We start from the raw sequence: 26,863 nt of genomic DNA on the forward strand, positions 1-26,863 counted from the left end.
CATGATCATCCTCGATACGAATGTCATATCCGAGCTGTTGCGCCCGGCCCCGGAGCCCAAGGTTGAACACTGGCTGTCCGCTCAGGACGGGCTCAACGTCTACCTGACCTCGATATCGGAGGCAGAGCTGCGCTACGGTCTCGCGATCATGGGGAACGGCAAGCGCCGCGCCGCGCTGGTTGACGCCGTGGACCGGATCTTGCGCGAGGACCTGGCCGGTCGGATCCTGCCCTTCGACAGCGCCGCTGCGCTGTCCTACGCCTCCATCGCCGCCGCACGACGGTCCGCCGGGCGACCGATTGCCCAGGCCGATTGCCAGATCGCATCCATTGCCCACGCCTGCGGCGCCACCGTCGCCACGCGCAATACGCCTGATTTCGAGGGTTGCGAGATCGGCCTGATCAACCCCTGGACAGCCGCATGAACGCCGTTGAGATTGAGCAAGCCGTTTCCGAACTCGCCGAGCAGCCCTTTGACGCGGCAGAGTTCCCCTATGCCTTCCTCATGGCCTTCGGAAACAAGGACACGACGATCAAGCGCCTGCGCACCGGCGCGTCGAACAAGTCCGACCTTGGCGGCGTCCTGCAGACCAACAACATCCACCTTGCGACCTGCGCCCCGGGCGACATCGCGGCGACCCTGCGCTCCTTACGCGACAGCCCCGCCACCACCCGCGCCAAGGCCAAGTTCATCTTCGCCACCGACGGCATCGACCTCGAGGCCGAGGATATCACCACCGGCGAAACCATCGCCTGCCGTTACACCGAGTTCCCCGACCATTTCGGCTTCTTCCTGCCGCTCGCTGGTATCTCCACGGTCAAGCAGATCCGCGAAAGCGCCTTTGACATCCGCGCGACCAGCCGTCTCAACCGGCTCTATGTCGAGCTGATCAAGGACAACCCCGACTGGGGCAGCGCTGACAAACGCCATGACATGAACCACTTCATGGCGCGGCTGATCTTCTGCTTCTTCGCCGAAGACACCGACATCTTCGTCAGCGACAACCTGTTCACCGCCACCATCGACCAGATGGCCAACCGCGACGGGTCGAACACGCACGAAGTCATTGGCGAAATCTTCCGGGCGATGAACACGCCAATCGCCAAGCGCGCCGAGGCCAAGCTGCCCCGCTGGGCCGACACCTTTCCCTATGTGAACGGTGGCCTCTTCTCGGGCAGCACCGATGTGCCGCGCTTTTCCAAGATCGCGCAGCGCTATCTCTCCCATATCGGCAGCCTCGACTGGACGCAGATCAACCCCGACATCTTTGGCTCGATGATCCAGGCCGTCGCGGATGAGGAGGAACGCTCGGTTCTCGGGATGCACTACACCTCGGTGCCGAACATCCTGAAGGTGCTGAACCCGCTCTTCCTCGATGATCTGCGGGCAGAACTGGAGGCGGCGGGCGACAACGCGCGCAAGCTGGCCAATCTGCGCGCCCGCATGGCCAAGATCCGCGTCTTCGATCCCGCCTGCGGGTCGGGCAACTTCCTTGTCATCGCCTACAAGGAAATGCGCAGCCTTGAGTATGAGATCAACAAGCGCCGGGGCGAGCCGCTGCGCCGCACCGACATTCCCCTCACCAACTATCGCGGGATCGAGCTGCGCGACTTCTCGGCCGAGATCGCGCGGCTGGCGCTGATCATCGCGGAATACCAATGCGACGTGACCTATCGCGGCCAGAAAGAGGCGCTGGCCGAATTCCTGCCGCTGGACGCACAGAACTGGATCACCTGCGGCAACGCCCTGCGGCTGGACTGGCTGTCGGTCTGCCCGCCCACGGGGACGGGGGTGAAGTTTCAGGCTTATGACCTGTTCATGTCCCCACTGGATCAGGCGCAGATCGACTTCGCGAATGAGGGGGGCGAGACCTATATCTGCAGGAACCCGCCGTATCTGGGATCAACCTGGCAAAGCACGGAACAGAAAGAGGATTTGCAGCGCATATTCGATGGGCGCACGAAAAGCTGGAAGTCGCTCGACTATGTTGCGGGCTGGTTCATGAAGGCCGCTGATTATGGGCTGCACACGCCCACCGTGTCGGCCTTTGTGTCCACCAATTCGATCTGTCAGGGGCAGCAGGTGCCGATCCTTTGGCCGCTGATCTTCAAGATTGGGCATGAGATTGCTTTTGCCCACACCAGTTTCAAATGGGCGAACCTTGCCAGCCATAATGCGGGCGTGACCGTGGCGATTGTTGGAATTTCCAATCATGCGGGGCAAGTGCGCAAACTGTTCTCGCTGGCAGATGATGGCGGGTCCGTTGTGAAGGAATCGGACAACGTCAATGCCTATCTGGTGGCCGCGCCGAATGTGATAGTGGACAAAGCCAGTAGGCCGTTAAACGGCACCGCCAACATGAGCTTTGGGAACAAGCCCGTTGACGGCGGGCACCTGCTCCTGAGTGCAGACGAAGTGCGGACCCTTGGTCTGACCCCCGACCAACATAACAAATTCATCCGCCGGATTTATGGTTCTGCGGAGTTCATTCGCGGATTGGAACGCTATTGCTTGTGGATTGAGAACGATCATCTGCAAGAGGCGTTGGCGATTGAAGCAATTCGCCAACGCATAGAAGGCGTGCGCATGATGCGCTTGAATAGCCGCGACAAGAGCGCCAACGAGATGGCAAGTCGCGCCCATCAGATGCGTGAAATGCGGATCGGAAAGAATTGGACGCTCACTGTTCCTCGAACGTCTTCTGAAAACCGCCCATATTTGCCGAACGGCATCATTGATGCGCGCTCAACAGTGACCAGTGAAACCTTCGCCCTCTACGACGCCCCGCTCTGGAACATGGCGCTGATCGCCTCGCGCCTGCATCTGGTCTGGATCGCCACGGTCTGCGGCAAGATGAAAACCGATTTCCGCTATTCCAACACCATGGGCTGGAACACCTTCCCCGTCCCGAAACTGACGGAAAAGAACCGCGCCGACCTGACTGCGGCGGCAGAAGGCATCCTTCTGGCCCGCGAGGCGCATTTCCCCGCCACCATCGCCGACCTCTACGACCCCGAGAAAATGCCCGCCAACCTCCGCGCCGCGCATGATCACAACGACGAGGTGCTGGAACGCATCTACATCGGCCGCCGCTTCCGCAACGACACCGAACGGCTGGAAAAACTGTTCGAGATGTACACGAAGATGACGACGAAGGTGAGCGCATGAGCGACTTTAACAGCATGACGTTGATGGCAGCGGGCGAGATGATTGCTGAAATGTCGACACAAACCGCTTTCTCGTCTCTCACCCTAGGGTGGGGTGTTGACGAATTCTGTGGTTCTGGATCGGTAGCATCGAAGGCCAATGAAATGGTTCGGTTCGCAAGAAGCAGTATGGGGGGACGTTCTGTTCCGACGGTCAACGGAAACTGTGACCTAAGCAGAGCCATGATTGAGCATGCAATTACGGCATCCGAGCAAAGCAAGCGCAACAAGCCAGATGTCTGGTTGCGTCTTCTTGCTGGTCTGAAAATGGATGGCTTCACACTTGTGGAAGAGGAGGTTCCAGACCCAATGGGCAGATCTTCCATTTTCGATGACGCTCCAAGGGTCATTAAACAGACTGTTCTCAGGCGGATGCTGCCTGAGGATGTACCTGAGACAGATTTTCGAGAGGCGACCAGCGAAATTGAGGCCTTACTTGGTCGGCACGGGTTGGGCGCCGCCAAGGGGCATTTGGATCAAGCGATTCAGAACTTTTCGCAAGGGAACTGGTCTTCCGCCAACGCGATGATCAGAAATTTCTATCAGGAACTGCTGGACAAAATTGCGGAATATTTTGGATGTGATCCTAAGGTTAGCGATGACGCAAAGAGGCAATATCTTGCAGATACAAAATCGGGACCGTTCCTACTTCACGAATACAATGAGTGGGAGAACGACAGAGGCAAACCTGCGTACGTATTGGGGTTGTGGGCAAGATTGCATCCGCACGGTAGCCATCCGGGCCTGTCAGATGAAGAAGATTGTGCTTTTCGGTTTCAAATAATCCTGATCACAGCCCGCATATTTTTAAGACGTTTTGATAAGCGGGTGAGAGGTCAATGATCAAAGGTTTTCCCTCCAATTCGATTATTTATGCCACCAACGGTAGCCCGGCCAAGCCGAACGACCTGGGCCGGCGGGCAATACAGGAATGCCCCTACGACAAACGCTACCCAGGCGTGGTGGGTCAGAAAGTGGACACACTATGACCCTTGACCCTGTCATGAGCGCGGAACGCACCCGCAAACTGGTGGACGATCTGCGCGCCAAACCAGCGGAAACCACCTGGATCGAGTTCAAGGAAAACAACGCCGACGGACCGTTGATCGGCAAGCTGATCTCGGCCTTGTCCAATGCTGCACGGCTTGCCGATCAGCACTTCGCCTATGTGGTTTGGGGGGTGAGAGACGGTGATCATGCGGCTGTCGGCACGATTTTTGAGCCGACAGTGAAGAAGGAGAAGGGGCAGCCGCTCGAACTGTGGGTGGCCAACCACCTCCAGCCGGGCATCGAGTTCCGGTTCGAAGAGGTCGATCATGACGGGCAGCGCCTGATCCTGCTGACTATCCCCGCCGCCGCAACCGCTCCGGTAGAGTTTGACCGCACAGCCTATTTGCGCATCGGCAGTGCCACGCCGCGCCTGTCCGACCATCCGGAACGCCTGCGTGCCCTCTGGAGCAAGTTGCAGCCCTACGCTTGGGAGACAGGCGTCGCGGCGCAGTTCCTGTCCGGCGACGACGTTCTTGCGCGGCTGAATTACGCCAACTACTTCGATCTTACGGGCCAGCCCTTGCCGGATAACAGGCAGGGGATCTTCGACAGGCTATTGGCAGATCGTCTGATCCAGAAAGATGTAAGCGACCGCTGGAACATTACCAATCTGGGCGCAATCCTGTATGCTAAGAAACTTTCCGATTTCGGCCCCTCTGTAGAGCGCAAAGGGGTTCGTTTCGTGGCCTATGCTGGCACCGGACGTGCAGATGACGTGAGCCACCGCCAGGACGGCCAGCGCGGCTATGCAGCGGGATTTCAGGGGCTGGTGGATTACATCGACGGCCTTCTGCCCCGCAACGAATTGATTGGTAAAGCATTCCGCGAGGAGCGTCCGCTCTACCCGTCGATAGCGATCCGCGAATTGATCGCCAACGCATTGATCCACCAGGACATGACGATCACCGGTGCCGGTCCACTCATCGAGTTATTCAGCGATCGCATGGAGATCACGAACCCGGGCGCCCCCTTGGTTAGCCCCGACCGGTTTTTGGACTCGCCCCCGCGTTCCCGAAATGAAGCTCTTGCTTCCTTGATGCGGCGCATGAAACTTTGCGAAGAACAAGGCACCGGCATCGACAAGGTGATCTCGGCGGTTGAGCTACACCAGTTGCCCCCACCGGATTTCCGCATGGAGGGAGACGCCGTGCGCGTGGTTCTGTTTGCACCACGCCGCTTTGCGGACATGACACCGGAAGAAGCCGTGCGAGCGTGTTACCAACATGCCGCGCTCAAATACGTAGGCGGTCAGAAGATGACGAACGCGACACTTCGGGAGCGGCTCGGCATCGACGACCAGAACGCTGCGCAGGCGTCGCGGGTTATTCGCGCGACGCTGGATGCTGGTCTGATCCGTCCTGCGGATGCTGAACGCCCTCGTGCTGGATATGTCCCCTCATGGGCGTGACAGGGATAACATTTGATCGGGTTTTGATTGTGCGTATGTGGGCTAGAGGGCGTAATTTTGGAAAATACATATAAATCATACTGTTACAACGGGCCGCGTGCGGTCTCGCTACTTGATCGGGTTTTGATTGCCCGCCCCAAAGCGAATGATTCCGCGCCCCTCAGAAGGAAAACATCATGACACAGCAGGTTCCTTCCGTCTCTGTCAATTATGCGGCCAATGGAAGCTCGAGCAAATCGAACGAGCTTGGCATGCGCGAAATGCAAGAGGGTGCCTATGAGAAGCGGGGCGAGCAATACCTGCTGATCAAGTCGCCGCCGGCATCTGGCAAGAGCCACGCGCTCATGTTCATCGCACTCGACAAGCTGCACAATCAAGGCCTGCGTCAGGCCATCGTCGTGGTGCCAGAAAAATCCATCGGGTCCAGCTTCAACGACGAGCCGCTGAGCAAGTACGGCTTCTGGGCAGACTGGACAGTGCAACCGCGATGGAACCTGTGCAACGCTCCCGGCGGGGATGACGGCAAGGTCGGCGCTGTCGGCAAGTTCCTGGCGAGCGACGATAAGATTCTGGTCTGCACCCACGCGACCTTTCGGTTCGCCGTGGACAAGTTCGGGATTGAAGCGTTTGATGATCGGCTCATCGCGGTAGATGAGTTTCACCACGTCTCTGCCAACCCTGATAATAAGCTGGGCACGCATCTGGGCGCCCTTGTCGCGCGCGACAAGGTGCATCTGGTGGCGATGACCGGGTCCTATTTCCGCGGCGATGCCGAAGCCGTTCTGTCGCCCGAAGATGAGGCAAAGTTCGATACCTTCACCTATACCTACTATCAGCAGTTGAATGGTTACAAATACCTCAAGACGCTCGACATCGGGTATTTCTTCTATTCCGGGTCCTATGCGGACGACATCCTCAAGGTTTTGGATCCGACCGAGAAGACGATCCTTCACATCCCGAACGTGAACTCGCGCGAAAGCACCAAGGACAAGCATCGCGAGGTCGAGCATATCATTGACGCCCTGGGCGATTGGCAGGGAGCGGATCCCATCACGGGCTTTCAGCTGGTCAAGACGCCCGACGAGCGAGTCTTACGCATCGCCGATCTGGTGGACGACGAGCCATCCAAGCGTGACAAGGTTTCCGCCGCGCTGAAAGACTCCACGCAGAAGAACAACCGCGATCATGTCGACATCATCATCGCCCTGGGTATGGCGAAAGAAGGGTTCGATTGGATCTGGTGCGAACACGCCCTGACGGTGGGTTATCGCGCCAGCCTGACGGAGATCGTGCAGATCATCGGCCGCGCCACCCGCGATGCCGAGGGCAAGACCCGAGCGCGGTTCACCAACCTTATCGCGGAGCCTGGCGCCGCGGCCGAAGCCGTGACCGAGGCAGTCAACGATACACTGAAGGCGATCGCTGCAAGCCTGCTGATGGAGCAGGTGCTGGCCCCACGTTTCAACTTCACACCCAAGACCGTGAAAAGTGGCCCTGTCGAAGGGTTCGATTACGGCGAGGGCGGCTATGACCCCAACAAGGAGAACGTTGGCTTCAGCGAGGCCAGCGGACAGTTCCAGATCGAAATCAAAGGCCTGGTCGAACCCAAGAGCAAGGAAGCCAAGCGCATCTGCCAAGAGGACCTCAATGAGGTGATCACAGCTTTCGTTCAGGACAAGACTACGATCGAACGGGGCCTCTTCGACGAAGAGCTGGTGCCGGAGGAACTGACGCAGGTTCGCATGGGCAAGATTGTCGGTGCCAGGTTCCCAGAGCTAGATGCAGAGGATCAGGAAGCGGTGCGCCAACACGCAGTTGCTGCGCTGAACCTGACCCAAAAGGCGAAAGAGATCGCGCTGTCGAACCGCGATGACACAGAAACAACCGGCAATACCGCCTTGATCGACGGGGTGCGCAAATTCGCAATGGACGTGCGCGAACTCGACATCGATCTGATTGATCGCATCAATCCGTTCGGCGAAGCCTACTCGATTCTGGCAAAGACGATGAGCGAGGAAAGCCTTCGGCAGGTTCAGGCCGTCATCTCGGCGAAAAAGGTGCAACTGTCACCGGACGAGGCGCGAGATCTGGCGAAACGCGCCGTCAAGTTCAAGCAGGAGCGGGGCCGTCTGCCTTCCATCACATCGCCTGATCCGTGGGAGAACAAAATGGCCGAAGGCGTCGCCTATCTCGCGCGCATGAAGCAGGAGGCTACCTATGGCTAAGGGTTTCACTGACGAAGACGACGCCCTCCTTGCTGAGCTTGGCGTCGAGGTCGAGGTCAAGAAGCAGCTCAGCCGCACACCACGCGAAGAACGCATCATCGCAGGTTTTGAGGAAATCTTGCGATTTGCAGATGAGCATGGCCGGCCTCCCCAGCACGGGGAGGATCGTGATATCTTTGAACGCCTCTACGCCGTGCGTCTTGATCGGATCCGCGACTTGCAGGAATGCCGCGACCTCCTTGCCCCACTCGACGAGCAGGGTCTCCTAGCAAACACCCCTGCGCCCTCAGCATCAGACTCCGATGACCTCGATGACGATGCCCTCCTCGCCGAACTGGGCGTGGAAGTTGCTAAATCACCCCTCACGGAATTGAAGCATGTCCGGTCAACAGCCGAGAAAAAGGCCGCCGATGAAGTCGCCAATCGCGAAAAATGCGAAGATTTTTCGAAGTTCAAGCCATTGTTCGAGATGGTCCAGAAAGAACTGGATAGCGGTTTGCGGGAGACCCGCCCTTTCGAGATGAAAGCCGAGATTGAGAAGGGCCGCTTTTTCATCGTCGGCGGTCAGAAAGCCTATGTTACTGAAAAGGGTGAGACCATCACGAATGAGCAAGGTCGTACCGATGCTCGTCTGCGGGTGATTTTTGACAACGGCACCGAGAGCAACATGCTGATGCGCTCGCTCCAGCGCGCGTTGAACAAGGACGGCGCGGGACGCCGAATCACTGACCCATCGGCAGGCCCACTTTTTTCGGACCAGACAATCGATGGTGATGAGGCGAGCGGGATCATTTATGTGCTTCGCAGCAAATCCGATCATCCACTCGTCACAGAAAACCGGGAACTGGTGCACAAGATCGGCGTTACCAATATGAGCGTCGAGAAGCGGATCGCCGGCGCGCAGTTGCAGCCGACGTTTCTGATGGCGAATGTCGAGGTGGTCGCGACATACGAGCTCTACAACATCAATCGGTCCAAGTTGGAGAACCTGATCCACCGCATTTTCGAACCTGCACGGCTCGAGATCGAGATCATGGATCGCTTTGGAAGGCCTGTGGTCCCGCGAGAATGGTTCCTCGTTCCTCTCTTTGTCATCAACGACGCTGTCGAAAAGATCAGGGACGGCACAATAACGGGCTATCACTATGACCCCCGCGCTGCCGGACTCAAACGTATTTCGGGGGAGATGCCGCAATAGATGCTGCGTGACACTCTATGGCACCTCGACCAGCGGGATGCATGGATCGGAGAAGGATTGCGCTTGAACTCGCGGAATATGGTCGAGCGCCATCACGTGCACGTGCACCGGCACCCCAGCGTACCGCCAACCTTCTATCTTGCGCCTTTTGTTTTCTAACAAGAGTCGCAGTCGGGGGTAGCTGGCCCCATCGGAAGGTTTCTTCGTAGAACCACGCTAAGGGGGAACTTTCAGAGAACATCTTCACGTTTCCCAGTCTCTGGCTGGTCTGATGTTCAGCGGCCGCGCAATTTTGCGGTCAGCGGTCCCAGAATGCCAATCGAAGTCGCCGGATAGGATGACGTGCTCCCACCCGAGCGGCGAGGTATGCGGAAGCAGCTTGGCGTCGTAGAGCGGGCTGGCCTGTGCGAGGTGGCTGGCCGCTTTGTCCATGTAGATCGTGTTCCAGAACGTGATGGCGGCGATGACGAGGTTGAGCGCCATGGCCCGTTTCTGTTGAGCCGCGTCAGAACGATCATGAATGCGCCCTTGTGAGTGGGCAAAGACGGCCCTGGCCAGCGAGTGCCGCGCTTCGCCCTTGTTGAGGCCTGCGTGGCATTCCATGCGCAGATCGGCGTTCTCGATCCAGTCAAGCATGAAGAGTGTGCGTTCGATCCGACCGATTTCACCGAGGGCAAGATACAGCCTGTTTTGCTGGCGGTACGCCCCAAGCTTTCGCAGGATTTCAGACGGTTTCAGAGACTTGTCGCGGATGCTGGCCGCGAGTCGCATGACGTCGCCCCAATGCTGCCGGGTCACCTCTTCATTGATAGGCTTCCCGATCAGAGGCGACAGGGTAGGCCACGCCTTCGCGCCACCGAAGCACGCCAACCGCCGGTCGGGAAAGTCGCGCAAGCGCGGGGCAAACGTCATCCCCAACAGATGGAACAGGGCAAAGACGTGGTCCGACACGCCGCCGGTATCTGTGTAGTGAACGAGGGGGTCAAAACTGGCCGGATTGCCCAGAAGACCGTCGAGCACAAAGGGCGCTTCGCCCGCCGTCGCGCCGATAACGCTGGAATGGAACGATCCGTACTGGCCCGACAGGAAAGAGTAGATTTTCAGGCCGGGGTCAGGCCCGTACTTGGCATTGATGAGTCCGCTGCCACGATTGGCAGAGAAGAACTGGCCATCTGATGAGCTGTGCTCAGCCGCGCCCCAGTGTCGCGCGAAGGGCAGACCATGATGGGCATCGACAATGCGGCCCAAGGCATCCGCGAATGTCTCGGGCCGAAGGTACCATGTCTGCGCCCAGGTCAGTTGCGCATGGCTGACACGCGATGAGGCGTGGGCCATCCGCTCCAAGCCGAGATTGGTGGCTCCAGCCAAGATCGTGGCCAGAACTGCAGCGGGTTCATCGTGCTGCTTGCCAGACCGCAGGTCAGTGAAGGCATCAAGGAACCCGGTCTGCGCATTCACCTCCCAAAGCAGCTCTGTGATGCGGATACGCGGCATCACGGCGTCGATGGCCCGTTCCAAACGCACCGCAGCAGGAGGTGTCACCGCATCATGTGGTGTGATTTTCAGCCGCCCACGCTCGATACGGACGCCGATAAGAGCATTGCGTTTCAAGGCGCGGTCCACTTGGTCAAGACGTTTCGCCAACATGCTCCGGCGATCAGCCAGCCACGCGTCCGGATCGGTCTCGAAACCTGCATCCCGCATGACAGTTTCAGCCGTGTCCCGGGGCATCAGGTAGCTGTCGAACCGGCGATACTCACGACTGCCGTCGACCCAGACATCCCCGGCTCGCAGGCGGTCTCGTAAGGTGGACACAATAGCGGTTTCATACACGCGCCGTTGTGGCTGACCGCCTTGGACGATCAGCGACGGCCAATGCTTGGCGGCAAACGGCATGGGCAGATCATCGGGCAACTTGCGTTTGCCGGTGCGGTTCTGATCCCGCAGCAAGGCGATGGCGTCCTTGAGATCATCCCCCGCATCGGTCGCATTGAATTGGAAGGCCTCCAGAAAGGCAGGGGCGAACTTGCGCATATACGCATAGCGCTCGGCCGCCAGAGAAAGCGGGTCACTGGTTGCCAGCTCTCCGAAGCTGGCAATTTCGTCACGCTTGCCCAGGAGCGTATCCCATCCGACATCCGCATCCAGCGCAGCAAAGGGGTCTTGCCCCAGGTCTTGTGCGCGGGCCATGGCATCAATGGATGCGCCGAAGAGCTGCATCAGCTTGCCAACCCGAGTCTTCCCCATACGCCAAACCTCCTCCTGATGGTTGCGGGATCTTGAGAAGAGCTGGCCGGTCAGTCGCTCGAACATGGCGATGGTCGCATCGGTGATCGTGACGGATAAATCCGCCATCTGCGCCGCGAGTGTTGCGATCCGCCGCCGCTCGCCAAAGTCGTTCAGCAAGCTCACGGGCGCTACAGCACCCTCGCGCGCGAACTTGAGCAGCCGGTCCGGGTGCAGACCCTGGCCAAGATCTGGCGGCAGATTCAATGATCGCAGATATTTCAAACGGTCCAGAAGCGCGGCCATGCTGGCCGGGCTGGTCGAGTGCGGAAAGCCGCGCAACCACGTGAGCCGCGTTTGCCCTACGGACGGGTCATTCACCAAGAGCGCCTGCAAATGGTCACGCTGCTCCAGTGAGAGGGCATCAAACAGCGCCGCGGCAGCCTCCCTTCGCGCGCGCGCCCGGCCCTTCAAGGCGAGGCGCTCAAGCGTGTCCACGCTCGGCAGCGCCAAACGGTGCTTGCGCAGGTCCGCAATCAGCGTCTCGACAATCTTCACGCCATGATCCGTCGCAAAGGCCGCCCTCGTGGCGATATCCTCCGCCTGCTGCACATGTTCAGATCCGAAAGGGGACAGACCCAAATGGCGCATCGCGAGGGCATGGTGTTCATGCCGCGTATTTCGCCTGACGGCATATTCACCGAGAGAACAAGCATCGATCTGAAGTTGCTCTGCAAGCCAGGCGATCAGTTCATCTGGCGGCATGATGCCTTCGCTCCACCCCAAACCAGGGTAGCGCAGCAGACAAATATGCACCGCAAAGCCAAGGTGGTTTTCGGCGCGGCGGCGAGTACGGATCAGATCAATGTCATCTCCGCTCAGCAGATAGTGACGGATCAAGGCTTCAGAATCTGTCGGCACCCCGAAGAGGTCCGCATACGCGCGGGAGGAAAGAAGTCTACGGGCCATAAGGCGTCCTCAAAACGTTGTTGCAAGTTTGAAGACGCCCAATATTATAGAGACTGTTAAAAAGACAGATATCCTGCACAAATCCGGGATTAGGGTAACCACCTGCGATCAGGGCCTAAAACGGCCATTTTGGAGACACCATGCCACGCACTGGCGACATCCTCGGATACGCAAGGGTCTCGACCGTCGACCAAGATTTGTCCGGACAGAAAGATCGGCTGCTACAACACGGCGCTATTCGCGTGTTCGAAGACGTGATCTCCGGCAAAACGTTCAACCGGCCCGGTTTGACAGCCTTGCTTGATCAGGCCAGACCCAACGACACCCTCGCCGTCATTCGCCTCGATCGGTTGGGGCGCTCGCTCAAGGAACTCTTGGAAACCGTCGACGGCCTCAAAGCCAGAGAGATCAATCTGATCAGCCTCGAGGAGCGGATCGATACGACTTCCGCCGCCGGAGAGCTCGTGTTCCATGTCTTCGGGGCCATTGCGCATTTCGAGCGCCGCCTGATCTCTGAGCGCACCAAAGACGGCCTGATCAACGCTCGAAAGCATGGCCGCATCCCTGGGCGCCCGCCATTGCAACCCGAGACAATCTCAGCCCTCCAAGATCTCGTCGGCGCAGGTAAATCCGTCGCTCAAGCCGCAAAACACCTCGGCATAGGCAGATCAACAGCTTACAAGGCGATCAGAAATGCCACGCTGTAAGCCATGTTCAGGCTTCGTTCTTCCTTAGCGTGGTTCTACGAAGAAACCTTCCGATGGGGCCAAAACGATGCGACAGAACCCGTGCGATTGCCACCAACGGCGTGCCAGACCGGGTGGTCATCGACAATTTGCGCGTCCGTCAGTCAGAATATGTTGCTCATAATTCAGCCTCCGCAAGGAGGCTGAATCACGCCGCACGGGCAAAATCAATAGGCCCTGACCCCAAGCCTACGTCAGGCGGGGGACAAGAGCCCTTCCTCTTTCAGAGCTTGCAGGACAGCCGGTCGTCCACCGATCCGCTGCGCGTATTCGACGAGCTTCGGCCAAGGAGACATGTCCATCTTGAGGAAGTTGCACCAACCGAGCACCGTGAAGAGATAGGCGTCGGCGACGGTGAAGCTGTCGCCGACAAGATAGCCGGCACTTCCAATGCGCTTCTCTGCTTCGGTCAGACGGTTGGCAGCCATTTTTTCGAAGAAAGGACGGGCTTCGACCGGCAGATCAGGACGGAACAACGGCGCCATTGTCTTGTGAAGCTCTGTAGAGATGAAGTTCAGGGTTTCAAGAAGCTTCCAACGCTCATCTCCCGTCACCTTGCCGAGTTTTCCGTCTGCCTTGTCCGCAATGTATTGCAGCACTATGGCAGCCTCAGAGATCTTGGTCTCGCCATCGACGATGGTGGGGACCAGACCCAGTGGGTTGATCTTGCTATAGTCCTCACCATCGACCTTGTTTCCCGCCGGGTCCATCACGACCATTCGGCAAGTCGTGGGTATCTCCGCCTCCAGACAACTGATGTGAGCAGCCAACGAACAGGCCGCAGGTATGTAGTAGAGTTCCATTTTCACAGTGTTTCCTTCCTTTGTGTTTCAGCACAGGTACCCTGAAACTGCAGACGGAGTATATGTCTCAGAAGCGCCAGACCAGACCGGTTCCGACAAGCAGAGGATCGAGCGTCGCACTACCTGTCGCTGACGGCCCGCCGACGCCCAATGTGCCACTGACGTCAGCATCGAGCCAGATTTTCTTGACGTCGAAGTACATACCCATCCGCTCATTGATCATGCTTTCGAAACCGACCTGTAGAACGGCACCCCAAGCATTTTCCGCCTCGAAGCCGGCCACATCGCGCCCGTCCGAATCCAGAATGATGGTATAGTTGATGCCCGCGCCGACATAGGGCTCGAACCTCCGATTACGGGTCGGAATGCGGTATTGGAGTGCGAGAATCGCAGGTGCGTAAGTCACATCCCCGAGATAGGCCCCAGCAAGGCTTCCTTCGCCGCGAATCTCTGCGGTGGGTGGGATTCCGAATGTGAAGGTGGCGGAAAGCTGAGGGTTGATGCGATAGCCGATATCAAAGCTGAGCGAGTAGTTGTCGTCGACCGAAACATCGGCGCCGGGGAATGGCGCACCTCCGACCGACAGTTCGGCACCGGGGCTGAAGTATATCCCCACGGGCCCCCCCCGGAGATACCAGCCGTTCTGGTCTGCATCCTGTGCTTGGGCAGCGCAAGTTTGGGCTAGAGCCAGACAAGCGCTGAGTGTTGCCGTATAGTAAGTTTTAAACATAGTTTTCCTCCCTATGTGTTGGACTTTTTGGTGATGGCGTTGCCCAGGTCTTCGCCTGGTTGGGTATCTTTTTGTGCTTACAGTAGCTTACGAAGGTCTGGTGCTGTGATCAGCGAGTCGTCAGTCACTGCGTAGCCTTTCGACATGAGGCGGCGAACGATCGCCATGTCGCGGGGCGCGCCGAAACAGATGGCACCGACCAGCCGATCACCGATGGCCGAGAAACGGGTGAACGACTTTCCTTCGCCCTTGCGCACAAGCAAAGTTCCCCCAGCGGGCTGGTTATCGCCGATCATCTGAATGTTGAGGTCGTACTGATCAGACCAGAACCAGGTGTTGATTGCATAGGGCTCCCTCTTCCCCAGCAAGTTTCTTGCGGCCGCAGCGGCCTGGTCCTGCGCATTGGCCCAGGATTCCATCCGTGTCGGCTGGCCACCGCCAACCCGCATAGCCGCCACATCCCCGGCCGCAAAAATCAGCGGGTCGGACGTGCGCAGAAATTCATCTACGATGATGCCATTGCCCGTCTCCAGGCCAGCCTCCCGCGCGATCGCATCATTCGCAATCGCGCCGATCCCGACGACGACCATGTCAACCAGCAGCGTTTCCCCGTTTGACAGAGTCACGCTTTCAACCCGGTCATCTCCGCCTACCGTCACGATTGAGGTATTCAGATGGATCACGGTGCCATTGCCACGGTGCACATCAGCCAAAGCGACACCGACATCCTTTGGCAGACTGCGGGCGCAAAGCCGGTCGGCCAGTTCGACGACCACCGCTTCCATCCCGCTTTTTCGGGCTGTTGCTGCGACTTCAAGACCGATCCAACCCGCGCCAATCGACAAAAGCCGCTTTCCAGGCACCATTTGCGCGCGCAAACGCTCGGCATCAGCAATCGTACGCAGATAGAAAACATTGGCTTTTCCCGCGAAGGGGCCATCAAGCATGCGGGCGCGACTTCCGGTCGCGATCAGCAGGCGGTCATAGGGCAGGCTTGCTCCCGAAGAGAGCCGTACCACATGCGCGTCGCGGTCGATTGCTTCGACGCGTTGGTTGAGCTGAAGGTCGATGCCAAGATTTTGCGCGGCCTCGGCGTTCAGCAAGCAAGTGCTCTGTGCATCTGCCGTACCCTGAAGAACCGCCTTCGACAGCGGCGGGCGGTCATAAGGGAACTGCCCTTCTTCGGAGAGGACCGTGACAGTGCCCTCAAAGCCTTCTGTTCGCAGCGTTTTCGCCGCGGAGACCGCAGCCAAACCACCGCCTATGATGATGATACGTTCCATCGGAGTTTTCCTCAGACCATGATACAGATGACGCGCAGACCTGTGCCGCGCGTCATCTGTTGATTACTTGTCAGCGCCGCAGCGCGGCACTGTCCTGAGTTAGGAACCCACCTTGAAGCTCTCGGGGAACGGAGCCCCCCACGAGCTGAAGATGCCCGGCTTGTCCGCGCTCCAGATGAACGGGCCTGCCTTGTGGTCCACACAACGCGGCATTTCCCCCGAAAGCTCATACCTGTTGCCATCCGGCGTGAAGAAATAGGAGTAGAGATTCGAGCCTACACCGTGCCGACCCGGGCCTGCTTCCGTCATGACCCCACCGCGTGCGACCTGATCGAGCATGAGCTTCATGTATTCCATGTTCGGGATCGTCCATGCGAGATGGTCGAGCGTCTCATGCGGCGCGCCCGCAAACATTGCGACGTCATGGTGATAGTCGCCGACATGCATCCAGGCCGCAAGACGCCCTGCGCCTCCGGGGAACTCGACAATGTCAGAGGCATAGAAATCGACATGCTTGCGCAGGAATTCGATCGTCTGGGTCGCATCCGGACCGACGCGCAGCGTGATATGGTCGAGGTCAAGCGGCGCCAGACCGCTCAGGTGGTTGGCCTTGCGAGCAGCCGGGTTATAGTAGTGTTTGCGCGCTTCAGACCGCAGCAATGCAATCTGCATCTTCTGGTTTTGGGGCGGCAGGTCGAATTCGATGATCTTCTCGACACCCGGATCGCAGTCCGTCATCTCCCGGACCTGGACGCCGGCATCGGAAACCCGCTTGCTGTAGCGATTGAGGTCATCCTCATCATCCGCAGCGATCGCAAAGCTGATGACGCCGGTACCACCCTCGGTCACGGCCACATCGAAAGTTCCGTCGGTCCCACAGGTCAGGTAAACAGTACCGTCTTGCCGAGCAATTTCCTCAAGCCCCAGTACAGTGGTGTGAAACCGCACCGATTCCTCGAGGTTCTTAACCCGCAAGTGCGCGTGCGACAGTTTTTGAAGAGCCATACTATTCCTCCCTATGGATGGTTGGCGTTGATGTCAAAGCTCCTGCTGGAGCGTTCTTTCCATAAATGTGATGCGGTCATTCCCCCACCACATCTGATCACCCACAATCATCGTGGGCGTACCAAACACACCTGCCTCATGCGCGGCCTGCGTGCTCGCCTCGTATTGGTCTGTAGCATCCTTCGATGAAACCCAAGCCGACAGAACATCGGGATTCCAGCCGAACTGCTTCGCCAATTCATCCAGCAACGCCGGGTCAGCCAAGTCTGCACCCTCTCCCCAGACCCGGTCCCACGCAGTCCGGATGAAGGCTTCTCCCTCGCCTTTCGCCATTGCATAAAGAAAAGCCTTGTTGAGCTTCTCGGACGCGAGTGACTTCGGAAAGGTCAAAGGCAAACCATATTCCTCAGCCCAACGGTTGAGATCCTTGCTCAAATAGCGAATCTTCAACGGCAGGCTGACATTTGGTGGTGCGGTATTCCCCGCCATGAGTTTGAGTTGCGGCAGGTTCACGACATGGGGCCGAAACTCCAGACCGTATTGCTTGCAGATCCCCGGCACCTTGTGAAAGGCCAGATAAGCGAAGGGGCTCATGAAATCGAAGTAGAAGTCAAGATGCCGACCGGTCACTTGCCGCTCTCCGCCTCAAGCTCCGCAGCGAGTTTTGCCCATTGACGCCCGGACTCGCGCGCGCCTTCCAGAGCCGTTGCGGGAACCAGGTGGTAGGGCGGACGGCAAGGTCCAGCGACCATCCAACCTGCCGCATCCATACGGGCCTTCTCGATGCCGATGTTATAGACCGAGAATTCCTTGAACGAGCCGTTGGGGAAGAGGGTCCGATAGGTCAAACCAATCCTGTCGGTCAGTTTTTTGGCTTGGGTCCAATCGCCAGTCTCTACCGCCTTGGCCACAAGGTCGCGAAGCTGGATCACAGGTGCTGGCCCGCAAACCGCGCCACTGGTCCAGAACGCCGTGCAGTGTTCGGGGTCGAGCCGGGCGGCGGCGTAATAGTCCACATCAAGCGGCATCAGTCGAATGCGGCGCTTGGTCAGGTTCAGGTCCGTATAGAGCGCTGCCGTGTTTATGTACTTGGCAGATACGATCTGCGGAATTTCGGAGATCTGCGCCCAGAAAGCACGCGGGAACTCGAACTTGAATGCCTCGGGGTTGGCATATGCACAGATAGCCATGTCCGGGCACGCCTCGGCCACATCACGAAAGAACTGAACTGCTGTCGGCACATCAGGCTGAACCCACATCGGCGGCCCCATCATCACCCCGTTAAGCCCGATCTCGCGCGCGGCACGGGTCATGCTGATGGAGTCGCGGGTGTTAAGGGCGGTCGCCCCGCCGAAGATGGGAATGCGACCGCGACCGGCTTCGACCAGCGTGCGCATGAAGGCTTGCTTCTCTTGCCATGTTGTCGTGGCTCCCTCTCCCAGGGTGCCGAGAGAAAGAATCCCGTTCACACCAGAGGCGATCAGAGCCTCGACGACACGGGCCGTTTCGTCCAGATCGACCGTGTCTTCAGCGCGCGGATCCGACGCGTTGGGCTTGGACGGCGTGGGCATGATCGCCCAGCAACCTGTCACGTCATCGACCGTGAGCAGTTCATGTTTCATGGCTTGAAGCCCCGATTTATGTGAGTTGTTTTGCGTGGATTGGCATGGTGCGCAGCCAGGGCGCACCATGCCGGACAGTGTCACTATGCGCCGAGCGGAACCGCGTTTCCACGGTCTTCCCGCCAAAGCCCGAGCTTCTCCTGGCAGACGCGATCGGAGTAAGAGAACAGCACTGCATCGCCGTCCGCCTCATGCGTGACGGTATGCCAGCTCGGAACGACGAACAGATCCTTCGGACCCCATTCGTAAGTCTTTCCATTGATCACACTGCGACCGGTGCCTTCAGTGACGACAAAGACCGTTGCGTCTGTCGACCGATACGGCCGCGACTTGAAGCCTTTCGGAAGGAGTTGAAGGCAGGGCGAAATCGTCGGCATCGCCCAGCCGCCGTCGACCGGGTTGACATAGCGCATCTTGATACCGTGGAAGGGGTCGACCTCACCCTGCTTCAAAAGATGCTCGAGGCCTTCGCGCGAGCGTTCGTAAGGGTAATTGAAGATCGGCGACGCTACTCTGGTCGCTTCGTAGTCGACCGGAAGCATGTTGGCACCGTAGCGCCAGCTGCTGTCTTCGGGCTGGCGGGTGATTGGCTGCTGATCCGCGTGATGCTCTTCTGCGAAAGAGGCGTCGAACACCGACACGATTGGAATATCCAGACCGTCGAGCCAGATCATCGGCGCGTCGCTGTCATTGCCGTGGTCGTGCCAGGCTCCCGGCGGAGTGATTACGAAATCGCCAAAGTTCATCACTGTGCGCTCGCCATCGACTGACGTATGCGCGCCGTTGCCCTCCATCACGAAGCGCAAAGCTGACTGGCTGTGGCGGTGCGCGGGGGCAACTTCGCCCGGCAGGACGATCTGAAGGCCAGCGTAAAGCGACGTCGTAATCCGGGACTGACCGCGCAGGCCTGGATTTTCAAGCACAAGGACGCGCCGCTCGGCTTCCTTCGCCGTGATCAGACTGCCCGCTTCCAGCAGGTAGGCCTTCGCTTCGTCGAAATGCCAAAGGTGCGGCAAGCAACCGCTTTTGGGCTCAGGAGTGATGATGTTCGACAAAACAGTCCAAAGTGGGGTATAGGACCCGCTATCGATCTTGTCATAGAACATCTTTCGTTCTGCTGTTTCCACAGGCTTTTCGGTCAGCGACATATTTATCCTCCGTTTGGCGCGATCAGATAGAAAGCGTCACATATATCAGAACTGGAACTCTGGGGTGGTGACGGTGAGACCATCGAGATCTGCTGTCAGGCGAATCTGGCAAGCAAGCCGGCTGCTGTCCTGCCTGTTGGCCGCAAACTCCAACATACTGGCTTCACCTTCGCTGGTCGGCGGAAGCAGAGAAAGCCACTTGGGGTCAACATAGACCTGACAGGTCGCGCATGCGCAAGCGCCGCCACAATCCGCATCAATTCCCGGCACGCCAGCCATCGTCGCAGCCTCCATCAGAGACTGCCCCTCGCGCGACGATACCTCACGTCGCTCTCCCATCGAATCAATGAACACCACTTGGATCGACATAGATATTCTTCCTCCCAGCACGTCGTTCGAATCGAAACTGCTCCACTCAAGGCAGGCTTGCCCACCCATTTTGGAACAATAACGACGAACTTATTCCTCCGTTTGGCTGCCTTTTTCGTGCCTAATCCCGCCTGACCATGGTCATTCAGGCGGATCAATGGCATAAACTAAGCATGCATACTACCTTATATGCATATCTTGCTGCTGGTAGTCAAGCGATTGATGGCCAAGGCCCTGACTCAGACATGACCAAACCCGAGCCCGGGTTTTCCGGTAACGCGCTCCAAGGGTAAAAGACGTCCATCTGCTGCCCGAGGTTGTCGGTGGTATCGAAGGGTGTTATGCTATAAGCAATCAACAATGAAAAAGAAGATGGTCGGCGAATGAAAGATGATACCGAACGGAGACAGCCCGAAACCTTGGGTGGCGACTCCGATTTTCGGGTCATTCAGGACCATCCCGCGCATCTGATTCGGCGTAGCTACCAAGTCTTCTTGTGTGCCTTCGACGAGGCTATGGCTGGCCTGCCGTTGTCGCCTGTGAGCTGGATCATTATCGCAACAGTGCGAAATTTCCCGAGTCTGTCCGTGACTGAAGTTGCCCGGCGCGCCGCAATAGACAAGGCGAGCTGTGGACGAACTGCAGGCGCGCTTGAGAAGCGCGGGCTGCTTTCGATCAAGAAGAGTGATACGGATGGCAGAGAGAAACTGCTCGACATCACCCCTGCCGGCGAGGAATTGTACGGCAAGGCGTTTATTCAGGTCATGAAGCTGAAGTCGCTGCTCCTGGATGGAATTGATCCAGAGGTGCAGCGTCAGTTCCTGACTTCCATGGCAGTGTTTGTTCATGCATCACGCAAGAACACACGACCGTCAATTCCGACCGCACGTGACGCCGACATGGATTGAGACAGTCATAGCGATTGCAGCTGGCCACCCACAAGCAGATGGCCAGCTTTTCTTGGCGTCAGGTGACGTCGATTTCCATCGAGCCGATCCGGTCGATCCAGGCATGGATCTTGTTGCCCGGCTCAATCTGCCCGACGCCCTCGGGAGTCCCGGTGAAGATGACGTCGCCCACTTCCAGTGTATAGAATCGGCTGGCCATCTCGATCAGTTCCGGCACGCTCAGCACAAGATCACGCGTATTGGCCTTCTGCCTGGTGACGCCGTCAACCTTCAGTTCGAAGTCGAGCTGGGACGGATCGGTGATTTCATCGGCTGTTACAAGCCACGGTCCCAGCACCGAATAGCTGTCTATGGACTTGCGCATGCTGCGTTCCTCGGCGCCGCGCACCGTCATGTCAAGCCCGATCGCATATCCTGCGACGTACTCCAGCGCGCGCTCCGCTGACACCCTGTCGGCGCGTTTGCCGATGATGACCGCAAGTTCGATTTCGTGATCGCTGCGCCGATCAGGGAAGCGCAGTGTCACCGGCTCGGAGGGGCCGATAAGACTGCTGGTAGCCTTCAGAAACAGGCCGGTCTCGTGGATCACCCGCACTTGGGCTGCATTGCCCTGGTGCAGATCCTTCTGCGCGCGCGCCTCTTCCAGGTGCTTGACGTAGTTCACAGGCGCCGCGACAAGCTTGCCGGGGTTTGCAACCGGTGAATCGAAGGCCAGTTCACGGACTGGTCTGCGCTCTCCGGTCCTGGCAGCCACAAGGAATGCCTCCTTGAGCTGATCGAGATGTGCGATCAACGGGTCATGCCGCGGCAACGGGTAGCGCAGTTGCGGCAAAAGGTCGAGGGCCGAGGTGACATCGACAACCTCATCGTCCTGAACAAGACCGATACGGTCCTTGTGGAAGCGACAAATCTTCATTTCTTCTCCTTATCAACGGGCACCCGGCCCGGCGATCCTGGGGTCGGGTCGCCGGGCCGGGGTGACTAGTTCTCAGCGGTCGTCGCGGATCAAGCCAAACGCACGGGGAGTTCTTCCAGACCTCTGAACCGTGTGTTGTGCTGAAAGCGAGCTTCGCCGTTGCGCACCAAGGTCGGCAGCTCCTTCAGCACGGACGCAAGGGCGATCGGGGCCTCCATCCTGGCAAGCGGCCGACCGAGGCAGACATGGATCCCCGCACCGAACGCGACATGATTGTTCGGACGGCGCGCAAAATTCAGCCTGTCGGGGTCTTCGAACACACGCTCGTCCCTGTTCGCCGAAGCCTGGGCAAGAACCACCTCGGTGCCCGCCGGGATCGTGCCATTACCACTGGCAAGTTCCACATCGTTCGTCGTTCGCCGCCCCTGAAGCTGGAGCGGCGTGATGAAGCGGATCAACTCTTCGAGTGCCGTGGGCAGAGCAACCTCACCCTCGACCAGCTGACGCTTGCTCTCGGGGTCATCCATCAGGAAATGCATCGACTGAGAGATGAGGTTTGTCGTGGTCTCATGGCCGCCATTGAGCGTCACGATGCACATGTGAAGAATTTCGGCGTCACTGACCTCAACGCCATTTCGCTGCGCCGCAGCCATTGCGCAGAGGATGCTCTCGCTCGGGTCGATCGTGCGGCGCGCCTTGATCTCGTCGAGAAATGGCAGGAGATAGCCCATGAATTCCGTTACCGCTTCATGGCCTTGCTTGATCGCTTCGGCCGACACCTGCGGGTTGAGCGGGAAAAGCACCTTGCGCCCCACGCCCTGGATATAGTCAGCATCTTCAACCGGAATGCCGATGACCCTGCAAATGAGTGCAACCGGGATGCGGAAAGCGAAATCGCGCACGAAGTCGAACTCGCCCATTTGCTTGACCTTCTTGATTTCACGGTCAATCACGTCTTGGGTAAAGTCCGTCAGAGACTTGATGGATGTCTGAGAGAAGAAGGGGTTGACGATATCGCGCAACCGGTCGTGATCGGGGTTGTCACGGAAGAGCATCGTCGATGTGTGATGCTCCAGCAGGGGGCCCTTGCCAAATTTCTTCTCAAAGTACTCGCCCTTGTAAACGAGACCTGACAGGTCGCGCCAAACCTGACGCACATCGTCATAGCGCGTCAGAAGAACTGTGCCATCTGCTTGCCGGTGAACAGGATCACCATCGCGCAACAGGCGAAAATACTTGCTCGGATCGTCGAAATAGTCATCCGGCGGAGCCAATAGATTGAAAGCTTGCGCTTTCTCAGAGTCTGTTTGATCAATTCTCGCGGCTTCGGTCATTTTTCCCCCTGTATTCCACATCAATGAACCACTTGTAACATAGGCATTCGTAAGCATGCTGTCAATTTTCAACTTGGACACGCCCTTGCTTTTGTCCATGTCAGAAGATGAAGCTTCAGCCTTTCGCGCTCCCCCCACATGCGCGGCACGCTCCTCTGCGGCGATCTGCCTTTAGCCGCAAGTCGCGCCCGGAAGGGCCTGGACGAATGCGGCGATCGGGGCAAGGGCTGCAAGGTCCACGCCGGTTTCAACGCCGCAATCCCGGAACAGGCTCACGACATCCTCGGTGGCGACGTTGCCGCTGGCACCGGGAGCATAAGGGCAGCCGCCAAGCCCACCAATCGCGGAATCGAAGACGCGTACACCCTGATCATAAGCCGCGCGCACATTCGCCGTGCCATGGCCGTAGGTATCATGCGCATGCATCGCCCAAGCGGAAACGGAGGGAAAGCGCGCCATCGCCGCCCTGAACAATTCCGCGACCTGCGCCGGTTCGCCGCGGCCAGTCGTGTCGCATAGGCAGATCTCGGCATCGGGGCAGATTTCCAGCGCGCGTTCCAGAAGATCGAGCACGGCGTTGGCAGGTGTCACCCCCTCGAACGGGCAATGGAATGCGGTGGCGAGGTTGAACCGCAGCCGCAGCCCATCGGGCGCCTCAGCGACAAGCCGGGCGTAATCGGCGAGGGCCTCATCCGGCGTGGCGCGCACGTTCGAACGGCTGTGGCTTTCCGAGACCGAGATGACATAGGACAGAAACTCCGCTCCCGCCGTGATTGCCTTCAGGCCATAGCGGGCATTGGGAACCAGGACCTGCGGCACGACATGACCCTGGGCCAGAACCTCGGCCAGAACCTCGCCGGCGTCGGCGAGTTGAGGGATGGCGCGCGGACTGACGAAGGAGGTGATCTCCATCCGTTTCAATCCTGCAGCGGCAAGGTCGCGGATCACGGCGATCTTGGTCTCGGTCGGGATGAAGGGGCCGATGTTCTGAAAGCCATCGCGGGGACCAACTTCAACGATCTGGACGGCGGTCATGCTATTACTCCCTTCTGGTAGAGCAACTTGATTTCATCCTGCGAGTAGCCCGCGATCTCTGCCAGAACGGCTGCGGTATCTTGTCCGACCTCCGGGCCGGTGCAGCGGATCGTGCCAGGGGAATCGGGGAAATGCGGCACAATGCCGGGATGAAGCAGGTCGCCATGTAGCGGGTCGCTGACTTCGCGCACCATGCCGCGGGCGCGGAACTGCGGATCATCGGCAATTTCCGCAGCGGTGTAGATCAGCGTCGAAGGGATGTCTGCCTTGGCCAGAAGCTCTGTCAGTCGACCGGCATCGAACTGCCTGGACCAGGCAGAAATGGCCTCGTCGAGTTCGTTGACGTGTTTGAGGCGGCCCGCATTGGTCTGCAACTCCGGCCGTACCGCCAGATCTTCGCGCCCGATCAACGCTGTCAGCCGCTGAAACAGAAGATCTGAATTCGCAGCGACAATGACCCAACGGCCATCTGCCGAAGGATAGGCGCTGGTGGGAGCCGCCGACGCGATGCGCGCGCCGACGGGTTGGCGCACAAGGCCGAGCGCACCGTACTCCGTGACGATCCCTTCCGTGAGCGACAGCACGGCTTCTGTAAGCGCTACATCGACGGTGCTGATGTCCCCATCCTCGGCTCCGCCGCTGCCCGTCCGACCGTCTCGGCGCAAAAGACCGGCGAGAACGCCGATCGCTGCGTAAAGTCCGGCAACGGAATCGCCGATGCTGATGCCGACGCGTGGCGGCGGCAGATTGGTGGTGCCAGGAGGATGGTCGGTCAGGTGACGCAATCCGCCGATCGCCTCGCCAATGACGCCAAAAGCGGCGCGGTCACGCAATGGGCCAGTCTGTCCGTAACCCGAGATATGGGCCACTACGAGACCTGGCCGCAGCTCCTGCAGCCTTTCACGATCGAAGCCGAGACGCGCCAGACCCCCGGGGCGCTGATTCTCGATCAGCGCATCAGAGCGCGCGATGATGCGTCCCACGGCCTCGACTCCTTCGGGGCTTTTGAGATCAACCGCAACCGAACGCTTGTTGCGGCCATGAACGCTCCACCACAGTGACGCGCCGTTGGATTGCGCGCCCCAGCCCCGCACAGGATCCCCATCGGGCGGTTCGATCTTGATGATCTCGGCACCAAGATCGCCGAGAATGCGAGTGGCGAACGGAGCGGCGATGAAGTGGCCGATTTCGACAATGCGGAGGCCGCTAAGGGGTGGCGGGGCTTCTGGTCTGGTGTTCATGTGTCCTCGTCGAGATATCCGGCGTCTCGCTCGCTTCAGGAGTGTCCGGCTTCTGTTGGTGTTGCGTCATACCGCATCTGGTTGGTGTGCTGGCGCGGCCTCACGGAAAGCGGGCAGCGCATCGGCTGCATCGAATATCCGCGCGATGGTGGGCCAACGGCTTGTATCAATGTCGAAACGTTGGTTGTTCCAGACCTGGGCATAGAGGCAGCAATCCGCGAGCCCCGGCGTATCACCATGGCAGAAACGCCCGGTGCGACTGTCCTGCGCCAGCATGATTTCAAGCGGATCAAAGGTGGTTTCGACCCATTGCGTGAACCAGGCTTTCTGAGCAGCCTCGTCGGCACCGAATTGCTCGGTCAGGCGAGTCAGGACGCGCAGGTTGTTCAGGGGGTGGATCTCGCAGGCGATCATGTATGAAAGCGCGCGCACACGTGCCCGCCCGTCTGCCCCCTCAGGCAAGAGCCGCGGTCCGGGTTGGGTTTCGTCGAGCCATTCGATGATGGCAAGCGACTGCACAAGAACCTGGCCATCGTCGCTTTCCAGAACCGGCACAAGTCCGGCGGGGTTCAGCGCCAGGAATTCGGGCGTACGGGTTTCACCTTTGCGCAGGGCATAGGGCACATATTCATAGGCGACGCCCTTGAGGTTGAGGGCAGCGCGCAGCCGCGTCGAGGTCGATGAGCGGAAGAAATTATGAAGGCGGAAGGTCATTCGACGTGTCCCTTCGCGCGCGGCCCGATGGTCGTGGTAATCTCGCCCAGCCCACTGATCGAGACGACGCATACATCGCCCACCTGCATCGCGCCGACGCCCGCAGGCGTGCCTGTCATCACCAGATCGCCGGGCCGGATCTCCATTGACTGCGACAGGATCGAGATGATCTCTGGCACCGACCAGATCAGGTCTTGCAGATCGGCGCTTTGCTTGACGGCACCATTTAGCGTCAACTGGATCCGGCCCTGCTCGGGCTTGCCGACCGGCGCGCCAGTGTGGATCGAACCGATCACCGCCGAGCGATCAAACGCCTTGCCCCAGTCCCAGGGCCGTCCTGCCGCACGGGCAGCAAGCTGCAAGTCCCGTCGCGTCAGGTCGTTGCCGATGGCGTAGCCGAAGATGTGGTCGCGCGCCTGTTCCTCGGGAATATCCGTGCCAGCCTTGCCGATGGCGATCACCAGTTCGGCTTCATAGTGGAAGTTCTGCGTTTCGGGCGGATAGGCGACGACCTGCCCATCTTCGACAACGGCATCGGCGGGTTTGGTGAAGAAAAACGGCGGATCGCGATCCGGATCCTTGCCCATCTCTCGTGCATGCTCGGCATAGTTGCGTCCGACGCAGAAGATCCGACGCACAGGGAAACGCTCGTCCCGACCGGCGATAGGCAGGCTGACGGCAGGAGGCAGCGGGAAGCTGTAATTCATGGAGGTTATTGTCCTTTCCT

Annotated in this window: 24 protein-coding genes; 9 read left to right on the top strand and 15 right to left on the bottom strand. The window is 58.9% G+C overall.

Annotated features, from left to right (window positions below; genetic code table 11):
- The first annotated feature begins 1 nt into the window (after position 1).
- From TQ29_RS19020 to TQ29_RS19045, 7 genes are all read left to right on the top strand, one after another.
- Positions 2-424 carry a type II toxin-antitoxin system VapC family toxin gene (locus TQ29_RS19020; protein ID WP_054540689.1) on the top strand — a complete coding sequence of 141 codons (423 nt, stop codon included), beginning with the start codon at positions 2-4 and terminating at the stop codon, positions 422-424.
- Positions 421-3,168 (top strand): DNA methyltransferase, encoded by a 2,748-nt coding sequence (locus TQ29_RS19025; protein ID WP_054540690.1) that lies wholly within the window; start codon positions 421-423, stop codon positions 3,166-3,168. Before TQ29_RS19020 ends, TQ29_RS19025 begins: the two co-directional genes overlap by 4 nt.
- Positions 3,165-4,049 (top strand): hypothetical protein, encoded by an 885-nt coding sequence (locus tag TQ29_RS19030; protein ID WP_054540691.1) that lies wholly within the window; start codon positions 3,165-3,167, stop codon positions 4,047-4,049. The genes TQ29_RS19025 and TQ29_RS19030 overlap by 4 nt, the downstream gene beginning before the upstream one ends.
- Positions 4,046-4,195, top strand: coding sequence for a hypothetical protein (locus TQ29_RS20850; protein WP_157445672.1), 150 nt, complete (start codon positions 4,046-4,048; stop codon positions 4,193-4,195). Before TQ29_RS19030 ends, TQ29_RS20850 begins: the two co-directional genes overlap by 4 nt.
- Entirely contained in the window at positions 4,192-5,664 is a 1,473-nt protein-coding gene (locus TQ29_RS19035) for an ATP-binding protein (protein WP_082386788.1), read from the top strand. The genes TQ29_RS20850 and TQ29_RS19035 overlap by 4 nt, the downstream gene beginning before the upstream one ends.
- Before the next feature lie 176 nt (positions 5,665-5,840).
- A complete protein-coding gene (locus tag TQ29_RS19040) occupies positions 5,841-7,889 on the top strand; it encodes a pseudomurein-binding repeat-containing protein (RefSeq protein WP_054540692.1) in 2,049 nt (682 codons plus the stop codon).
- Positions 7,882-9,087 carry a GIY-YIG nuclease family protein gene (locus TQ29_RS19045; RefSeq protein ID WP_054540693.1) on the top strand — a complete coding sequence of 402 codons (1,206 nt, stop codon included), beginning with the start codon at positions 7,882-7,884 and terminating at the stop codon, positions 9,085-9,087. The genes TQ29_RS19040 and TQ29_RS19045 overlap by 8 nt, the downstream gene beginning before the upstream one ends.
- Positions 9,088-9,330: 243 nt before the next feature.
- On the opposite strand, the gene TQ29_RS19050 is transcribed toward TQ29_RS19045, so the two are convergent.
- Positions 9,331-12,282, bottom strand: coding sequence for a Tn3 family transposase (locus TQ29_RS19050; protein ID WP_054540571.1), 2,952 nt, complete (start codon positions 12,280-12,282; stop codon positions 9,331-9,333).
- 140 nt (positions 12,283-12,422) lie between these two features.
- Here TQ29_RS19050 and TQ29_RS19055 point away from each other — a divergent pair, with 140 nt between their 5' ends.
- Positions 12,423-12,989 carry a recombinase family protein gene (locus TQ29_RS19055; protein WP_054540570.1) on the top strand — a complete coding sequence of 189 codons (567 nt, stop codon included), beginning with the start codon at positions 12,423-12,425 and terminating at the stop codon, positions 12,987-12,989.
- A gap of 233 nt (positions 12,990-13,222) precedes the next feature.
- Here TQ29_RS19055 and TQ29_RS19060 read toward each other — a convergent pair whose 3' ends face one another.
- The 8 genes from TQ29_RS19060 to TQ29_RS19095 all read right to left on the bottom strand — a co-directional run bounded on the left by TQ29_RS19060 (position 13,223) and on the right by TQ29_RS19095 (position 19,988).
- Entirely contained in the window at positions 13,223-13,831 is a 609-nt protein-coding gene (locus TQ29_RS19060; RefSeq protein ID WP_038068037.1) for a glutathione S-transferase C-terminal domain-containing protein, read from the bottom strand.
- Between the two features lie 67 nt (positions 13,832-13,898).
- Positions 13,899-14,561, bottom strand: a complete 663-nt coding sequence (locus tag TQ29_RS19065) for an OmpW family protein (protein ID WP_082386789.1) — start codon at positions 14,559-14,561, stop codon at positions 13,899-13,901.
- 77 nt (positions 14,562-14,638) lie between these two features.
- The gene (locus tag TQ29_RS19070) at positions 14,639-15,844 is read right to left on the bottom strand and encodes an NAD(P)/FAD-dependent oxidoreductase (protein WP_054540694.1); all 1,206 of its coding nucleotides are present in this window, start codon (positions 15,842-15,844) and stop codon (positions 14,639-14,641) included.
- Between the two features lie 99 nt (positions 15,845-15,943).
- On the bottom strand, positions 15,944-16,849 hold the full coding sequence (locus TQ29_RS19075) for a VOC family protein (protein ID WP_054540695.1): 906 nt from the start codon (positions 16,847-16,849) through the stop codon (positions 15,944-15,946).
- 33 nt (positions 16,850-16,882) lie between these two features.
- Entirely contained in the window at positions 16,883-17,479 is a 597-nt protein-coding gene (locus TQ29_RS19080) for a 2-hydroxychromene-2-carboxylate isomerase (RefSeq protein ID WP_054540696.1), read from the bottom strand.
- Positions 17,476-18,471: a dihydrodipicolinate synthase family protein gene (locus TQ29_RS19085; protein ID WP_038068042.1), complete on the bottom strand. Its 996-nt coding sequence runs from the start codon at positions 18,469-18,471 to the stop codon at positions 17,476-17,478. The genes TQ29_RS19080 and TQ29_RS19085 overlap by 4 nt, the downstream gene beginning before the upstream one ends.
- Before the next feature lie 83 nt (positions 18,472-18,554).
- Entirely contained in the window at positions 18,555-19,619 is a 1,065-nt protein-coding gene (gene gtdA, locus TQ29_RS19090) for a gentisate 1,2-dioxygenase (RefSeq protein ID WP_054540697.1), read from the bottom strand.
- Positions 19,620-19,664: 45 nt separating this feature from the next.
- Positions 19,665-19,988 (bottom strand): 2Fe-2S iron-sulfur cluster-binding protein, encoded by a 324-nt coding sequence (locus tag TQ29_RS19095; RefSeq protein ID WP_037209930.1) that lies wholly within the window; start codon positions 19,986-19,988, stop codon positions 19,665-19,667.
- Positions 19,989-20,371: 383 nt separating this feature from the next.
- Here TQ29_RS19095 and TQ29_RS19100 point away from each other — a divergent pair, with 383 nt between their 5' ends.
- Positions 20,372-20,896, top strand: a complete 525-nt coding sequence (locus TQ29_RS19100) for a MarR family winged helix-turn-helix transcriptional regulator (protein ID WP_054540698.1) — start codon at positions 20,372-20,374, stop codon at positions 20,894-20,896.
- Positions 20,897-20,954: 58 nt separating this feature from the next.
- On the opposite strand, the gene TQ29_RS19105 is transcribed toward TQ29_RS19100, so the two are convergent.
- The 6 genes from TQ29_RS19105 to TQ29_RS19130 all read right to left on the bottom strand — a co-directional run bounded on the left by TQ29_RS19105 (position 20,955) and on the right by TQ29_RS19130 (position 26,843).
- Complete coding sequence (locus TQ29_RS19105; RefSeq protein ID WP_038068048.1) at positions 20,955-21,812, bottom strand: fumarylacetoacetate hydrolase family protein; 858 nt, start codon at positions 21,810-21,812, stop codon at positions 20,955-20,957.
- A gap of 89 nt (positions 21,813-21,901) precedes the next feature.
- Entirely contained in the window at positions 21,902-23,146 is a 1,245-nt protein-coding gene (locus TQ29_RS19110) for a cytochrome P450 (RefSeq protein WP_054540699.1), read from the bottom strand.
- A gap of 171 nt (positions 23,147-23,317) precedes the next feature.
- Positions 23,318-24,181, bottom strand: coding sequence for a hydroxymethylglutaryl-CoA lyase (locus tag TQ29_RS19115; protein WP_054540700.1), 864 nt, complete (start codon positions 24,179-24,181; stop codon positions 23,318-23,320).
- Positions 24,178-25,422, bottom strand: coding sequence for a CaiB/BaiF CoA-transferase family protein (locus TQ29_RS19120; RefSeq protein WP_054540701.1), 1,245 nt, complete (start codon positions 25,420-25,422; stop codon positions 24,178-24,180). The genes TQ29_RS19115 and TQ29_RS19120 overlap by 4 nt, the downstream gene beginning before the upstream one ends.
- A 66-nt stretch (positions 25,423-25,488) precedes the next feature.
- On the bottom strand, positions 25,489-26,136 hold the full coding sequence (gene maiA, locus TQ29_RS19125) for a maleylacetoacetate isomerase (protein WP_054540702.1): 648 nt from the start codon (positions 26,134-26,136) through the stop codon (positions 25,489-25,491).
- Positions 26,133-26,843 (bottom strand): fumarylacetoacetate hydrolase family protein, encoded by a 711-nt coding sequence (locus tag TQ29_RS19130; protein ID WP_054540703.1) that lies wholly within the window; start codon positions 26,841-26,843, stop codon positions 26,133-26,135. The genes maiA and TQ29_RS19130 overlap by 4 nt, the downstream gene beginning before the upstream one ends.
- Positions 26,844-26,863: the final 20 nt, after the last annotated feature.

Origin of the sequence: Actibacterium sp. EMB200-NS6, assembly GCF_001305615.1 — a bacterium.
Taxonomy (GTDB): domain Bacteria; phylum Pseudomonadota; class Alphaproteobacteria; order Rhodobacterales; family Rhodobacteraceae; genus Actibacterium_A; species Actibacterium_A naphthalenivorans.